Below are 13021 nucleotides of genomic sequence, written 5' to 3' on the forward strand. Positions count from 1 at the left end.
TGACAAAAGCAGCCCGCTTCGCCACAGTACCGCCTCAGGCAAGCCCGTTCCCCAAGGAAGACCCCATGACCACAGCCCCCACCGCAAAACGACGCACAGACCCGGAACGGGCGCAGAACCGGCGCAACCAGGTGCTGGAGGCGGCCGCCGTATGCTTCGCGCGCAGCGGCTTCCATGGGGCCAGCATGTCCGAGATCTCCAAGCAGGCGGGCATGAGCGCCGGCCATATCTACAACTACTTCGACAGCAAGGACGCCATCATCCTGGCCTTTGTCGACCGCGAGGCCGAATACGTGTCCGGATTGCTGCGCGACCTGGCGACGCGCGACGATCCGCTGGAGGCGATACTGGAAGATGCTCCCATCCACATCGACGAGTCGCTTGACCCGCAGCCGTGGACCGTGCCGCTGGAGATGTTCGCCGAAGCGTCGCGCAATCCGGTGATCGCGGCCAAGCTGCGCGAGAACGAAGAGGTCTCGCGCGCGCAGCTGCGCGCGCTGGTCAAGAGCGGCCGTGAAAGCCGCCAGCTGCCGGTGGACGATGTGCTGCTGGACGGCCGTCTGGACACCATGATTTCGTACTTCCAGGGCTTGTCGATCCGCGCGCTGTACCGGCCGAACATGAACCGCGCCAGCCTGGTCGAGGCCTTCCGCGTCGCCATGCGCGCGCTGCTGATGACCTGATTTGTCTCGTATTGTTTCCGCCCGCTGCACGTGGGCGGAGGCTGTTGTACCATGTCCGATCTGCCGTTTCAGCTGATCGGAGCATCATGACATCCTACGTAATTCCCGCCCACGACATCGTCGGCCTGCCGGTCGCCGGCACCGCCGATCTGTTCCCTGTACGCCGCGTCTACTGCGTCGGCCGCAACTACGCTGCGCATGCGCGCGAGATGGGCTTCGACCCCGATCGCGAGCCGCCGTTCTTCTTCTGCAAACCGAATGACGCGCAAGCGGTGATCGCCGTCGCACCTGGCCAGGTGCTGGACCTGCCGTATCCGCCGGCCACCGCCAACCTGCACTACGAGTGCGAGCTGGTGGTCGCCATCGGCAAGGGCGGCAGCAATATCGCGGTGGAAGACGCGCCCCGGCACATCTTCGGCTACGCCGTGGGATTGGACATGACGCGGCGCGACCTGCAGTTCAAGATGCGCGACGCCGGCCGTCCGTGGGAGATCGGCAAGGCCTTCGACTACTCGGCGCCGGTGGGCGTGATCCAGCGCGCGGCCGAAGCGGGCGACATCGGCCACGCGGCGATCCAGCTGGACGTGGATGGCGTGACCAGACAGTCGGCCACCATTGCGCATCTGATCTGGTCTGTCAGCGAGACGATCGCCAACTTGTCCACGCTGTTCGCGCTGGCGCCGGGGGATTTGATTTTCAGCGGCACGCCGGAAGGTGTGGGCGCGGTGGTGCGCGGCCAGACGCTGGTGGGCAAGATTGACGGTCTGCCGGGCATCGCCGTCAAATTGGTATAAACAGTTTAGCTGCAGGGTTGTAGCAGCTCCGCGATCCCGGCCAGGGCGGCGAGGGCGCCCATCGCCAGGCCGACATCGAGCGGGGTGGCGACATTCGGCTCACGCGGATTAATCCGTATCATGCGGCCGTTGTGGTGCATGACCACGCGCTGGCCGAAGTTGCGTACCGACGGTATCACCGAACCGGCGCCCAGTTCGATCACCAGCGGGCGCTCGGCTTTTTGCAGCACGGCTTGCAGGCGTGCTTCCTGCAGTACCGCACGGCGTTCATTCCATCCCCAATCGCCGAACATCAGGATGTTCGGCCGCGCCATGCCGCCGCAGTGCGGGCAGGTTGGCGGCGCGTTCAGCAGGCGGCAGGCTTCGGTGTCGACTTCGGGGATGAACTGGTCGGCGCTCCAGATATCGGGGCCGCAGGGTTGCATGCACTGCAGGTGGTGAATGGAGCCGTGACATTCGTAGATGCGCTGCGGGTCGAAGCCGGCGCGCTGGAAGTGGCCGTCGACGTTGCTGGTGAAGACGCCGTAGCCGGCATCCATCGCGTCGCCCCAGGCTTTGAGCAGGGCGAAGCCTGCGTGCGGCGGCGTGTCGCGGTAGAGCTGCAGGCGGTGGCCGTAGAAGCCCCAGGCCAGCGTGGGATCGGAACGGAAGGTGTAGGGTGTGGCGACGCTGGAAAACTCCATGCCTGCACGGCCGAGGGCGGGGTAGACCTTCCAGAAGCCGTCGTTGCCGCGGAAATCGGGCAGGCCGGAATCGACGCCCATGCCGGCGCCGGCGGCCACGATCAGGGCATCTGCCTGTTGGACGAGGTCGGCGGCTTGTTGGAGTGCGGCGAGGTCGGCGGGGGCGGGCATGCGGGTTTTCGATGGCGGGCGGAAAGGCTCATCTTACTCCTGCGGCGGGCGGGGGGCGGTTGCAACGCGGGTCAAAAGCAAACATGACAAATACTTAAAGCGGCTGCTATAATTCCAAATTCGTCGGGGCGTAGCGCAGCCTGGTAGCGTACTTGCATGGGGTGCAAGGGGTCGGAAGTTCGAATCTTCTCGCCCCGACCAAAGAATGTTTAATGAAATCAAGGGACTAGGAGGCGAAGCTTCTTGGTCCTTTTTTCTTTCCCGGGGTCCGTACACTAGCTGTACACTAGTTTGTGCTGCTGCCCTAAGATAAATTTTCTCCGCTATCTATCGAACCGGCTACACTGATTCACCTCAACCGCCTTCCTCTACCATGGCAACTTCACCATCCCCGACATTCGGTATGTCCAACTGCTTCGACATGTATGAGAAGCTGAAGACCGATCTTGAAACGCTTGAGGCGGTCAGTGGTGAGGATGAGCAAAGCCAGAAGCGACAGGACTACGCTGCTTTCAACTTCATTGTCACCGCTAGGCATCTTGCGCACGATTGGTTGCCCAAGAACAGTGGAAGACCAAAGCAATCGCTGAAGAAGCTAAAGCCTAAGCATCCGGGTATCACCGCTGCGCTCAATGCCGCAAAGGACATAGCGAACGGCAGCAAGCACTTCAAGATAACGATGTACACGCCGACTACCACTGTCGAAGATCGGGGGATTTTTGACTATGAAACTTGGGCCTTCGGTCCTCAGTATGGTGTTAGGGTAGGCAGCTACTACTTCAGCATGTTGGGTTTAGCTCGTATCCTGATGGCGTACTTCGATTGGGTCTTTGACGATACGGCGTCTGTGAATACGTTTTCGACTGTGCTAATGGAGCAGGTGGAATACTCGTGCATAGCACCCAAGAAGCCTGCAAGGGCATGAAAAAAGCCGCAGTCATTGCTGATTGCGGCTTCTAGGTCAGTGACGTACGGCTGACATGGTGTTGATGTAAGCATCTACCTCTGAAAGTTTCCATCGTGTCTGCTTCGCTGAAAGTTTGAACGGCTTCGGGAACTCCGGTGCGTCTTTGGCTTGCGCCCATACGTGGGACTTGCTCATGCACAGGATGCCTGCTACTTGTTCGACTTTGAGTAATTGATTGTGGTGCATTGATTCTCCTTCTGATGCGTGTTGGTCGGCTCCTTGAGAGTGTTAGGGGTGGTGCTGGCAGGCTGTTGCCTGTTCAGCGGGTGTCATCATAGCGGGGCGCTACAGGGCGCACAAGTCCGTTTAGATTTGTTACGGCGCTGGGGTGCAACAACTTCTTCTCGCACTCGATGAAATATTGGCGTGCTTCCCGGCCCTTGTCCGTACGCTCCACCATGGCAAGCTCTTTAGCCATGTCTAGCGAGATGTGGTAGTCGATGCTTGGACGACCTCCGAGGGTATTCGCCTGTTTTGGCGAAAACGTCGTGTAGTCCTTTCCATCTACGAAACCGTACTTGGCAACACGATCTTTGATCCAGTTCGAGAAGTCCTTACCGCTTTGCAGGAAGCTGTGCAGGCTACGTGCGTTTATGGTTTGGATAGTTGCACCGTCAACCACAGCCCCGGACTGGATGCCGATGTCTTGCACGGTGGTCAGGACCGTCACGAACTTGTTACTCAAATACGAGTAATCAATAAATAAAAGTAATTTGGAGTCAACTATACTTCTTGATTTGATGGGGTAGCCAGTGCCAACATGGCGTCATTCCACCACTTGAGGTAATCATGAAAACGTATTCGATGGACGAAGTACATGAGATTGTTGCCAGCCTGAACCATGAGCTTGCAGCCTTCAACGGCTATCAAGAAAAGGTCGCTATCCTTCGGTCAGTAGCCTATGAGCCGGGGCGGGCAGAGAACGAACGGGTTAGAGCGTATGCGGCAGAGGTGTTGACCCGCTACCCGCTGTAGGGGTAGCGTTGACATAGCTCACTTCAGCCAAGCGGCCCGGAATCAAACAGCGACACGCGAGTAACGTCAATGCCGTGAGACTTCAGCAGCGCATCGATTTTCGTCGTGATTGGTACACCGTCCTTTTCCGTAAGCATCGCTTCCAACTGTTCAGGGAAGCGATGCCGAGCATAAGCCAACTTAGCGTGTTCGATAGATGGTTCAGTGTCGGAGTGGTACGGGTAAGGCGGCTGACCGCCTCCCGACTCTGTAAAGTGAATGTTCCAGACTGGCATAATTGCTCCTTTCGATAGACTGGACAGAGTACACCGGATTCCGGCCGTACAGGTAACGCCATTCCAGCGGACGAAACCTAAAAAATAAAAATCAGACTCGCACCGGGTACGGGGCCAGGAATCGAAAGGTTGGAAAACTCCATCCATCCACCATGTTGCTTAATGGGCTGGGACACACCCAACTTTCGCCACAGCCGAAGACAAAATATCTTATGGGCCTCTCTTTCCCTTACCTTAAGGGGTAAGCCTACCCTGATAAACAAAGCGCTCTAAGGGCCGCTAATCGCTTCCTATGCTGCCTTGAGAATAGCGTACAGGGTAGCGCGACTGATGCCGTAATCCTCTGCCAGCTTGGCCTTGTTTGCACCGGCTACTGCTGCCTCCTTGCGCAGCTTCTCTTGCATGTCAGGGCTGAGCTTTGAACTGCGCCCCATGTGCTTGCCTGCTTCTCGTGCCTTGGCCTGTCCCTCTGCCCGACGTTCGTTAATCATCGCCAGTTCAAAGGCAGACACAGCGCCCAGCATGGTCAACAGCATCTTGTTCATCGGGTTCTCTTTGTCGCCTGTGAAGGTGAGTTGTTCCTTGTTGAACTTGATGGTTACGCCCTTGTCGGTCAACTGCTGCACCAGTGACAGCAGATCGGCAGTGTTACGGGCCAGTCGGCTAATCTCATGCACCACAACCGTATCACCCTCGCGGACGTGCGACAGCATCGCTTGCAGGGCAGGACGGTTGGTGTCGCCGCCACTGCACTTGTCCGTGAACACCTTGTCCAGTTCCACGCCGTCCAACTGACGCACGGTGTTCTGACCTACCGTGCTAACCCGTACATAACCTACCGTCTGTCCCTTGCTCATATCCTGCCCCATGTGTGAATGTGTGCGAGAAGTATAAAGGACTTCTTGGAATGTGTAAAGAAAGTGTTTGACACATACTTTCTGGACACGGTGTTATGCGGGTTAGCGGGGTGGTGGTAGTGGTGGCTGGAAAGTATGCCTTGTTGGACAGCCGGGTGTACACACACCGAACGACAGCGCAAGCACTCAGGCCCGTGCCGGTGGTCGGTGCTACGCGGCTGCTAAGGTTCCCCGAAGTGGTCGGTACTACCATTTGGCCCAGTTATCGGCTTGTACCGCGATGCGTTCGGGCCTATTGTCCGTCCGTCAACGCGGAAAACCCACCACAAGAAGCAATCGAACCGAAGCCTGACAATGGGTGCATCAACACTGATAGGGGCAACCGATGAAGCGTAAGCAGATGAAGGAACAAGAGGACCAGTGCAGCAAGTGGAAGCTGTGGGCGGCGAAGCTGGGCGTAGTGTACCAAGGGCTACGGATTGTCTTTCTGTTCTTCTAGCCGGGTCATTGACTTGTTTGCTGGCGCTGGCCTGCTATCGGAGGGTAGAAGCGACAAAGGCCGGGGCCAACCTGTGAAGGTCAGTTCCGGCCTGTGGCAGCATTCTGCGATGTGATCTAGATTCCGCTAAGCGAGAGCCACGGGTTGGAAGCGAGGTTTCGCCATCTCGCGGACAGCGATGACTTGGATGCCCATGGCGGTTTGCGCCGTGTCGTAATAAATCTGTGCGTCAGCCACTTCCTGTTCGGCGTCGTGATAGATGTCTGTCAGTTCGTTCAGCCGTGCCTTCGCTTGTCGCAGTTCTGCACATTCACTTCCAAAAGCACGGTGCAGCAGGAAGCCTGCCAAATCATTGATACGGATAATCTGATGGTGGATGCCGTCGCTATCCTTCACCTCAATGTCGCCAGCGTCGTCGGGAACAGCCACAACCATGTCCAAGTGGCTTGGATCAATGGCCTTGGCCTCAGCGACGGTGCTGCGATAGTGCAGCAGAATGCCAGTACTACTGTGGAAATGGCCCTCCCCGGATGGGTGAAAACCAAACTTCTTAAGTGCGTTGTTGAATTCGTCGGAATATTGTTTCATCGTTGATCTCCTTTTTAAGATTATGAGAAGGCGAAAAGCACTGGCTGGAAGCGTGGGATGGCGAGAGCCTTGAAGCTGTTGAATGCGGCCTCAGCCTCACTACGAGCCTTCTTGTATTTTTTACTTCCAATCGAGTGGGCATACATTGCTTCGGCGTGCTTCGCGGTTGCGGCAATGAGGCACTGTTTTTCCAAGCGTAGGCCGAAGAAGTCTGGACTGAAAGCACGCTGGACAAGAAATTGATCGAGAGCTTCCAATTTAATGACTTCGAGCGGAACATCATGGAAGCGCGCTAAGTTGGCTTCCGGCACATCGTTGTCCACAACCACGACTAATTTCAGCTTGTCGAGGTTAGCCTCGTACATTTCCTCAGTGATGCACGGTGAGTAAATGAACAAAGTATCCGAACCCGCATGGTGATAGCACTCCGCCGACACACCACTCACATCTTCGTAATGATGCGGTGAACAGCCGAGCGCTGAGAGAAATGCGAGAACTTCAGGTTTTGTTTGATTGGTCATGTTTAGTCCTTTCGATTGCGTTAAAAGTGTCCGTACAGGCGTGACAAGTCCCACAGTGGTCTGTGCAAGTTTCAGTTGTGTACGGAACGTGGGATAGGTACGGCGGTGCCGGGGAAGGAATGGCACGAGCAGGCAGGATGAAGCTGGGAGCTACAGGACTGGCAAGCGTCGAATACTGCGGTGTTGCTGCATCGATGAAGTCATTCTAAATGACAAGATTGCAGGCCGTCAAAGGTTTTTCAGAAAAACAGTTGACTCTCTTACTTACTTATGCTAAGTAAGACTCTTACTTAAGGCTATTTAGTGGCTGACTCGCCTAAAATCGCTTCCCCGACCACTAGATGTAGTGGTTTTACTTTAATTGGTGTGCCGGAGAAACGCGGGCCTATGAGACGTGGGTTAGAACGGCGCTCCGTCATCAAAATGCGGCTGGTACGCTTCAGCAGCCTTCTTGTCAGCCTCGACCCCGGCAGTGAAACGGACACGGGCGTTGGCTTCTGCCTGTTCCGGGGTGTCCATGCACGGCTCCGGCGTGATCGTGAAAGAGTAACCACGAGTCTTAAAGACGAATGGCACAATCCAGCCGTGCTGTGCAAGTTCGATGGTGTTCAACAAGTCGTACAGCGTAGCGACCGTACACCAGATCAGTCCGGCACGGTGGTAGCGAATGGCTTCCTTCTTGCTGGGATTCTTCTCGAACACGACCAAGTACCGCTGCCAGCCATGCTGTGCTTGGATCGGGGTCAGCTTGAATAGCGAGTGATTGAACCCGTGGTTGCGTGACGCCTGCTGCGCTAACCGATTCGGATGTCGGAACAGTGCGCCTGAAAGTTCGCTGTGCGACAAGCCGTCAGGGCAGCGACGTACAAAATGGCGGTACTCAGACGCAAGCTCGTCGTAACTACTCTTCAGCGTGTAATGGCCGTTCAGGACGCCTGCCTTCACCTCAATGAATATGTACTGTGTGCCGCGACGGATCAGGAAGTCGGGCTTCCCGGTAAGTTCAGCGCCGCTGTAGTCGTGGTAAGTGCGCGGTAGCAGTGGAGCGAAGTCGTCGCAGCGTTCACCGCCGAGGGTTTTGATGATGGGGGCTGCTGCGCGTTCCGCAGCGGAATCGAAGTGTTGTGTCATGTTGTCCTCTTTAGGAAGGGAGTGCGCATCTATCTAGTAAAGACTTGCATCTCCTGTGTGTTGTTCGTGTTTCCCTATGGCGGGGTCTGTGTTCTTGTGTGTGTTTCGTCTGTGTTTCGTCTGTGTCAGAACGCTGGCTGTTCGGCTTTTTCAGCTTCCGTCGCCGTCATCAAGGCTTCTGCGTCGCGCTTGCTCATGCTCACCGGGAACCACCAGCGGCCGCGTGTCGGTGTCGCCAAGATGTCCTTCTGGTAGCCGCAATGCACCAGCATGTCAGATATGTCGCCGTTACCTTGCTTACCCATCCCGGCCTTGATGAAGGCAACACCCAGTTCTTCCAGTTTGAAGACCTTGAGTGGGTGAAGTTCAAGCCAGTCAGCAGCAAACGCCTGCTCTGGTGTTTCCGACTTCGCCACCATGCGCTCAAAGCTCGCGGTGATCGGCACATCCTTCGGGTCAAAGCCGTCTAGCTGGTAGGTCTTAAAATAGTTGAACACCGCTTCCAGCGCGCCGGGTTCTTGCAGCCATTCGCTTAGTGCCTTGATGCGGCGTTGGCGGTCCTGCTGACCTGCTTTCTCCTTCAGTCCGTCGCAGTAGCCCAGCTTATGCGGAATCCACCAGCGACGGGTCTGGCCGTCTACCGGTGCTGGTACGTCTTCGTTACTCGCCAGCATGAGCCGGGTGAACACGTCGCGCATAGCCCCTTGCTTGCCTTTGTGCTCGATGTAGATGCGTTCCTCTGACATCAGCGACTTCATCTGTGTTTGCGTGCTTTCGCTGCCGGTCTTGCAGTCGTCCATCAATGTGAACATGCTCTGTTCAAAGATCGTCGCGCCAAACTGACCGGTCAGTGCCGAAAATGTCTTTACTGCGACCGTCTGACCGCTGAACAGAGGCGTGAGAATAGCGTTGAACAGAAAGCCTTTGCCCACCCCTTGCTCTGACGGAAGCATGATGTGCCATGAAGGGCGCTCTTCCGGTTGCTGGATCGCGTGAGCGATGTACTGGCAGAAGGTGTGTAGCTCTTCAGGCACAGGGAACAGGCGGCGCAGGAAGTCCAGGAACAGTGGTGACAGTTCGATTGCCGGATGTTCGGGTTCAAATCGCTTGTACGTGTTCATGTAGCAGTGGCGCGAACGGTTTGCACGCAGTAGGTCTGGGCCGTTGGGTACGAACTTGTATCCGGTAACGAGTCGCAGGCTGCTGCCCAAGTATTCAGCAGAGGGCGGGTTATCCTTAGGATAAATCAGACGGTGTTCGCGGCAGTATGCCTTGAAGTCGTCGCAAAGGAAGGCTAGAGGCAGCGGCATCGGGTCATCGCCGGACACGATCCGAGCAAACGGAGTGCTGGAGTCGTACTGTTTGAAGTACCGACCAGCATACAGTGCAGCCTTGTAACTCTGGAGGGATGCTTTCTCGGTGGGGCTGTACTCAGGGGTATCAGGCTTCGATGATTGTTTTGTCATGTGTCTCCTTGTTGTCGCCACGTTTGGCAGGGGTATTAGCGATGGCTACCAGTTCTTCGATAAGTTGGCTGTGAGAGCGGTGAGCCTTGATGCTGAGGCGCTGTAGTGCTGCCCACGATTCAGGCGGCATAAAGACGTAGGCGCGCTCTAGTACGGTGCCGTTGTTGGTGATAAGGCGTTGTCGCTTGCTGTTAGGCATGCGCTGTGGGTTCATGCTGTTTCCTTTCGTTTGCCCTGCGCGTAGGCGTGACGATTCGACCGGGTGAACGGACGACGACGGCAGGTGATGGTTGGTGGCTTGGGCTAGAGCAGCCCGGAGATGCTGGCGGTTTGCCGCTACAGCTATGGTGATGTCAAGTACCCGTGCGGGCGAGGTGCTAAAGCGGCTTAGTTTGCTGCTGCCAGCTTTGCAGTTAAACGCGCAATTTTCGCTTCAATGCGTGCTTTGTCAATGCGGTCAACGACTGCCGTTTGCCCAAGCTGGGCGTAGTAGCGTCGGGCGGAAGTGACGGCAGCGGACGAGGCTTCGTGCGTGATGTAATGGACTAGCTCTGCCTGCGATGCGTAGTAATAGCTGAAGTTGAAACTCATTCTTTCCTTTCATTGGTCTGGTAACAATGAAATTATAGCAAATTTCTTTAGAAAGTCAAGTAAGGCCCTTGACGCGCCGAAAGAAGTATGCTTATAAAGATCGAAGATTGCTGGTTTTGCTATACCGGGGAAAAGCGGGGGTATTTGCTTACTCAACGGCTGTTTTTCTGTCTTGCGGACAGAGAAAGCATCGCATCATGAGGGGTGTAGGAAGCGTACAGGGCCGTATGGCCCCGTAGCTGTATGGCGGGGTCAGGCTGGTACAACGTCGGTCGCTGGCGCTAAGTCGCTGCCGCAGTGACGGCACTTGATAGCAGCCTTGCGGATCGGTTCAGCGCAGTACGGGCAGTCCTTCAGGTCCGAAGCGTCAACCGTTTGAGTCGGTGTGGTTGTCGCCAGCGCTGGTCCGTCCATAGCTGCTTCGGGTGCATCCTCTGCCGCAGACTGCGACGAGAAGGCCCACACCAGCGCCCCAACCCAGCCCAGCAGGGTCCAGCCCAGTAGGACGTTTAGGACGGCGATAGCGGTCGTGTTGACGTGCTTCCTGTTCATGGCGACAATCAGGGGCAGCATGTAGAAAGCGATGAAGAATACGACGAGGAACGGTAACAGTGCGTCCATTTGATTTCCAAGGTTAAGGTTGAGTTGGTGGTGCGGTGAGTTCGGTCAGTAGTGCGCCCAGCTTGGCCCATGCTTTCCGCTGCTCTGCTGCGTAGTCGAATCGCTGGTAGATGCGCTGCATGCGGTTCTGTTCGGCGTGGTTGGCGATTCGTTCGATGACGTGCTGTTCCACGCCAAGGCTTTGCATGAGGGTTGCCCCAGTGCGGCGCAGATCGTGCGGTGTCCACTTCTCGCTGGATAGCACTAAGGAATCGCCGGCCTTGCTGCGGTTCTTGAGTGGCTTAGCGTCCCTGAGCGATGCCTGACGGTCGCCAATCTGCTTCGTCGGTGCCTTCGTGTTCAGGTGGTCGGTCCCGTCCTCGTTCGGGAAGCACCACTTGCTGTCGCCGGTGATGTCCTTGAGGGCCAGGAACTGACGCTTGGTGAAGTCGGACAGGTAGACCGTGTGTTCTGGTGCCTTGCCCTTGGTGTTCTCTGCGGGGATGAACCATTCCCCCTTGTCCAGATCGACGTGCTGCCACTCTGCCTTGACCGTTTCCCCAATCCGCGTGCAGCAGGACAGGGTGAGCCAGATTACAAGCTCCGTGGTCTTGACCAGTCGGGCAGCAGGCAGCTTGGCTACCAGTGCCTTGATTTCGTCCTGCGACAGCACGCGGTCACGCTCCACTTCTTCGTAATCGGGTTGGGTGATGTCTTCCGGCTTCAAGTTCAGCGTAGGATCGTCCACTAGCAGCTTCCATGGGCGACGGCCATTGGCCCACTTGAACATCTGCTTCAGGTTGTTCAGGATGACTACGGCCTTGCGGTTGGTGCCTGAGTCGGAGATGGGCTGTATCAGCGCCTTGATGTGGCCTTCTTCCACTTCGCGCAGTGGCTTGGTGCCGATAGCAGGTAGCACATCACGTCCGAAGGAGCGTTTCAGTTCAGCGCCTCCGTCCTTGCGTCGGGTGGTCGGGAACCATGCGTCATACAGGTCTTGCACCGTAGCGTTCTGCGCCTCCTGCTGGGCTGTCTGGGCTTCGGTGGCCTTGGCTTCCGCTTCAAGCTGCTGTTCGTAATTTATGCCCTGCTTGCCCAGCGCACGGAGTTCTGCGGTCTTGGCCCGTGCATCCATCAGGGATATGTGGGCGGCGTCGGTCTTGAGGCCGAATGGCTTGGGGATACGGTATTCAATCTGCTTACCGCTTACGGAGTAGCGAACGAAGAACACCTTCTCTCCGTCCGTCCCTACGCCGATCCACAGGCCGGTGCTGACCTTGTAGCGCTGGTACTTCGCTGCCGGTTGAAGCTTGACGATTGCTTGTACTGTTAGGTCTGTCATTTGGTTTCTGTACACTATCTGTACACTAGAAAAAGTTGGATTCAGGTATTTTCATCTGGACTGCTCTGGACGAATGCAATACCCAACTCCTTGATTCTACAGGAACTTTGGATTGGTGGGGACAGTGTTGGATGAATGGTGAATTATATGGGGTGCAAGGGGTCGGAAGTTCGAATCTTCTCGCCCCGACCAATAGAATCAACAGCTTAGGCCAGTCTTCGGACTGGCCTTTGTTGTTTTTACAAGTCTGTACCCCAACAAATACCCCAACAAACTTCTTTTAGCGGTCAAACCCCAGTCTCACGATTTTCTGCCGGTGTTGGGGTACAACTGCGGCTGGCATGGATACGGCTTTCTACCCAGGCCAGCACCTCTTCCCGAACCCATGCCGAAGCGTGCCTGGTTATCTTAACCCGCGCCGGGAATTCGCCGCGCTTGGTGTAGGCGTAGACGGTGCTGCGCGACAGGCCGCAGATCGCCATCACTTCCGGCAGGCGGATCATTCGTGTGGTGCGGGGCAGGGGTGATCGTTTCATGTCTTCCTCCATTGTCTAAGTGCTGCCAGCACTGTCCTCCGATTGCCGCGCAAGTGCGACCCGAAATGGGCCCCGTTTTTGGCGTCGATTCTTCGCTAGCTTCGTCGACAAATAAATCGATGAGAATTTTAGGTAGGTGATGCCGGCGCGATGCCAGGTGGAGGACAATATGCTTTTCGACGCGAAGGGATCGCCCTTCGCGCAACTTGGCATCGCGCCAGGCGTAGCGCTCGTCACGCGCCCTTAGTCTCCACATTTGTTTTTAGATTGGCTTCGCCTTTGAGCGAGCCCGCGATCAGCCTGGATAGGCTGCATCCTTATTGCGCATCCTTCCCTCGAGGG

The 13021-nt window shown here is 56.5% G+C and carries 18 protein-coding genes and 1 tRNA gene; 5 read left to right on the plus strand and 14 right to left on the minus strand.

The window, feature by feature from the left end:
• Positions 1–65: 65 nt before the first annotated feature.
• Both DUGA2_RS07795 and DUGA2_RS07800 read left to right on the plus strand, forming a co-directional pair.
• On the plus strand, positions 66–683 hold the full coding sequence (locus tag DUGA2_RS07795) for a TetR/AcrR family transcriptional regulator (protein WP_070268482.1): 618 nt from the start codon (positions 66–68) through the stop codon (positions 681–683).
• An 86-nt stretch (positions 684–769) separates the two neighbouring features.
• Entirely contained in the window at positions 770–1477 is a 708-nt protein-coding gene (locus DUGA2_RS07800; protein WP_070268483.1) for a fumarylacetoacetate hydrolase family protein, read from the plus strand.
• Positions 1478–1482: 5 nt separating this feature from the next.
• On the opposite strand, the gene DUGA2_RS07805 is transcribed toward DUGA2_RS07800, so the two are convergent.
• On the minus strand, positions 1483–2331 hold the full coding sequence (locus DUGA2_RS07805) for a Sir2 family NAD-dependent protein deacetylase (RefSeq protein ID WP_070268484.1): 849 nt from the start codon (positions 2329–2331) through the stop codon (positions 1483–1485).
• A gap of 124 nt (positions 2332–2455) precedes the next feature.
• Here DUGA2_RS07805 and DUGA2_RS07810 point away from each other — a divergent pair.
• Together DUGA2_RS07810 and DUGA2_RS07815 are read left to right on the plus strand one after the other, a co-directional pair.
• Positions 2456–2532, plus strand: a tRNA-Pro gene (locus DUGA2_RS07810).
• 202 nt (positions 2533–2734) lie between these two features.
• Positions 2735–3256 (plus strand): hypothetical protein, encoded by a 522-nt coding sequence (locus tag DUGA2_RS07815; RefSeq protein WP_070268486.1) that lies wholly within the window; start codon positions 2735–2737, stop codon positions 3254–3256.
• Between the two features lie 36 nt (positions 3257–3292).
• Here the strand turns inward: DUGA2_RS07815 and DUGA2_RS32550 are convergent, their stop codons facing one another.
• Together DUGA2_RS32550 and DUGA2_RS07820 are read right to left on the minus strand one after the other, a co-directional pair.
• Entirely contained in the window at positions 3293–3484 is a 192-nt protein-coding gene (locus DUGA2_RS32550) for an AlpA family transcriptional regulator (protein ID WP_071658882.1), read from the minus strand.
• Between the two features lie 73 nt (positions 3485–3557).
• Positions 3558–3968, minus strand: a complete 411-nt coding sequence (locus tag DUGA2_RS07820) for an antA/AntB antirepressor family protein (RefSeq protein WP_210402539.1) — start codon at positions 3966–3968, stop codon at positions 3558–3560.
• Between the two features lie 119 nt (positions 3969–4087).
• On the opposite strand from DUGA2_RS07820, the gene DUGA2_RS07825 reads away from it, so the two are divergent.
• Positions 4088–4273 (plus strand): hypothetical protein, encoded by a 186-nt coding sequence (locus tag DUGA2_RS07825; protein ID WP_070268489.1) that lies wholly within the window; start codon positions 4088–4090, stop codon positions 4271–4273.
• 23 nt (positions 4274–4296) lie between these two features.
• On the opposite strand, the gene DUGA2_RS07830 is transcribed toward DUGA2_RS07825, so the two are convergent.
• The 11 genes from DUGA2_RS07830 to DUGA2_RS32555 form a co-directional block, all read right to left on the minus strand.
• A complete protein-coding gene (locus tag DUGA2_RS07830; RefSeq protein WP_070268490.1) occupies positions 4297–4548 on the minus strand; it encodes a hypothetical protein in 252 nt (83 codons plus the stop codon).
• Between the two features lie 290 nt (positions 4549–4838).
• On the minus strand, positions 4839–5405 hold the full coding sequence (locus DUGA2_RS07835; RefSeq protein ID WP_070269073.1) for a recombinase family protein: 567 nt from the start codon (positions 5403–5405) through the stop codon (positions 4839–4841).
• Between the two features lie 625 nt (positions 5406–6030).
• A complete protein-coding gene (locus DUGA2_RS07840; protein WP_070268492.1) occupies positions 6031–6492 on the minus strand; it encodes a hypothetical protein in 462 nt (153 codons plus the stop codon).
• 20 nt (positions 6493–6512) lie between these two features.
• Positions 6513–7013: a hypothetical protein gene (locus DUGA2_RS07845; protein ID WP_141753213.1), complete on the minus strand. Its 501-nt coding sequence runs from the start codon at positions 7011–7013 to the stop codon at positions 6513–6515.
• 399 nt (positions 7014–7412) lie between these two features.
• Positions 7413–8144, minus strand: coding sequence for a hypothetical protein (locus tag DUGA2_RS07850; protein WP_070268494.1), 732 nt, complete (start codon positions 8142–8144; stop codon positions 7413–7415).
• A gap of 125 nt (positions 8145–8269) precedes the next feature.
• The gene (locus tag DUGA2_RS07855) at positions 8270–9610 is read right to left on the minus strand and encodes a primase-helicase family protein (RefSeq protein WP_070268496.1); all 1341 of its coding nucleotides are present in this window, start codon (positions 9608–9610) and stop codon (positions 8270–8272) included.
• Positions 9585–9824, minus strand: coding sequence for a hypothetical protein (locus DUGA2_RS33360; protein WP_141753214.1), 240 nt, complete (start codon positions 9822–9824; stop codon positions 9585–9587). Before DUGA2_RS33360 ends, DUGA2_RS07855 begins: the two co-directional genes overlap by 26 nt.
• A gap of 173 nt (positions 9825–9997) precedes the next feature.
• A complete protein-coding gene (locus DUGA2_RS33365) occupies positions 9998–10201 on the minus strand; it encodes a hypothetical protein (RefSeq protein ID WP_141753215.1) in 204 nt (67 codons plus the stop codon).
• Positions 10202–10453: 252 nt separating this feature from the next.
• The gene (locus tag DUGA2_RS34165) at positions 10454–10822 is read right to left on the minus strand and encodes a superinfection immunity protein (RefSeq protein WP_070268497.1); all 369 of its coding nucleotides are present in this window, start codon (positions 10820–10822) and stop codon (positions 10454–10456) included.
• Between the two features lie 13 nt (positions 10823–10835).
• Positions 10836–12143: a site-specific integrase gene (locus tag DUGA2_RS07865; RefSeq protein ID WP_070268498.1), complete on the minus strand. Its 1308-nt coding sequence runs from the start codon at positions 12141–12143 to the stop codon at positions 10836–10838.
• Positions 12144–12430: 287 nt separating this feature from the next.
• On the minus strand, positions 12431–12679 hold the full coding sequence (locus DUGA2_RS32555; protein ID WP_229213381.1) for an AlpA family transcriptional regulator: 249 nt from the start codon (positions 12677–12679) through the stop codon (positions 12431–12433).
• Between the last annotated feature and the right edge of the window lie 342 nt (positions 12680–13021).

Origin of the sequence: Duganella sp. HH101, from assembly GCF_001758795.1 — a bacterium.
In the GTDB taxonomy this organism is placed as follows: domain Bacteria; phylum Pseudomonadota; class Gammaproteobacteria; order Burkholderiales; family Burkholderiaceae_D; genus Rugamonas; species Rugamonas rivuli.

Coding starts and splice junctions, on each gene's coding strand:
- DUGA2_RS07805 (WP_070268484.1), bottom strand. CDS start 2,331: ATGCCCGCCCCCGCCGACCTCGCCGCACTCCAACAAGCCGCCGACCTC.
- DUGA2_RS07830 (WP_070268490.1), bottom strand. CDS start 4,548: ATGCCAGTCTGGAACATTCACTTTACAGAGTCGGGAGGCGGTCAGCCG.
- DUGA2_RS07845 (WP_141753213.1), bottom strand. CDS start 7,013: ATGACCAATCAAACAAAACCTGAAGTTCTCGCATTTCTCTCAGCGCTC.
- DUGA2_RS07865 (WP_070268498.1), bottom strand. CDS start 12,143: ATGACAGACCTAACAGTACAAGCAATCGTCAAGCTTCAACCGGCAGCG.
- DUGA2_RS07795 (WP_070268482.1), top strand. CDS start 66: ATGACCACAGCCCCCACCGCAAAACGACGCACAGACCCGGAACGGGCG.
- DUGA2_RS07825 (WP_070268489.1), top strand. CDS start 4,088: ATGAAAACGTATTCGATGGACGAAGTACATGAGATTGTTGCCAGCCTG.
- DUGA2_RS32550 (WP_071658882.1), bottom strand. CDS start 3,484: ATGCACCACAATCAATTACTCAAAGTCGAACAAGTAGCAGGCATCCTG.
- DUGA2_RS07850 (WP_070268494.1), bottom strand. CDS start 8,144: ATGACACAACACTTCGATTCCGCTGCGGAACGCGCAGCAGCCCCCATC.
- DUGA2_RS34165 (WP_070268497.1), bottom strand. CDS start 10,822: ATGGACGCACTGTTACCGTTCCTCGTCGTATTCTTCATCGCTTTCTAC.
- DUGA2_RS07800 (WP_070268483.1), top strand. CDS start 770: ATGACATCCTACGTAATTCCCGCCCACGACATCGTCGGCCTGCCGGTC.
- DUGA2_RS07855 (WP_070268496.1), bottom strand. CDS start 9,610: ATGACAAAACAATCATCGAAGCCTGATACCCCTGAGTACAGCCCCACC.
- DUGA2_RS33365 (WP_141753215.1), bottom strand. CDS start 10,201: ATGAGTTTCAACTTCAGCTATTACTACGCATCGCAGGCAGAGCTAGTC.
- DUGA2_RS07840 (WP_070268492.1), bottom strand. CDS start 6,492: ATGAAACAATATTCCGACGAATTCAACAACGCACTTAAGAAGTTTGGT.
- DUGA2_RS07835 (WP_070269073.1), bottom strand. CDS start 5,405: ATGAGCAAGGGACAGACGGTAGGTTATGTACGGGTTAGCACGGTAGGT.
- DUGA2_RS32555 (WP_229213381.1), bottom strand. CDS start 12,679: ATGAAACGATCACCCCTGCCCCGCACCACACGAATGATCCGCCTGCCG.
- DUGA2_RS33360 (WP_141753214.1), bottom strand. CDS start 9,824: ATGAACCCACAGCGCATGCCTAACAGCAAGCGACAACGCCTTATCACC.
- DUGA2_RS07815 (WP_070268486.1), top strand. CDS start 2,735: ATGTCCAACTGCTTCGACATGTATGAGAAGCTGAAGACCGATCTTGAA.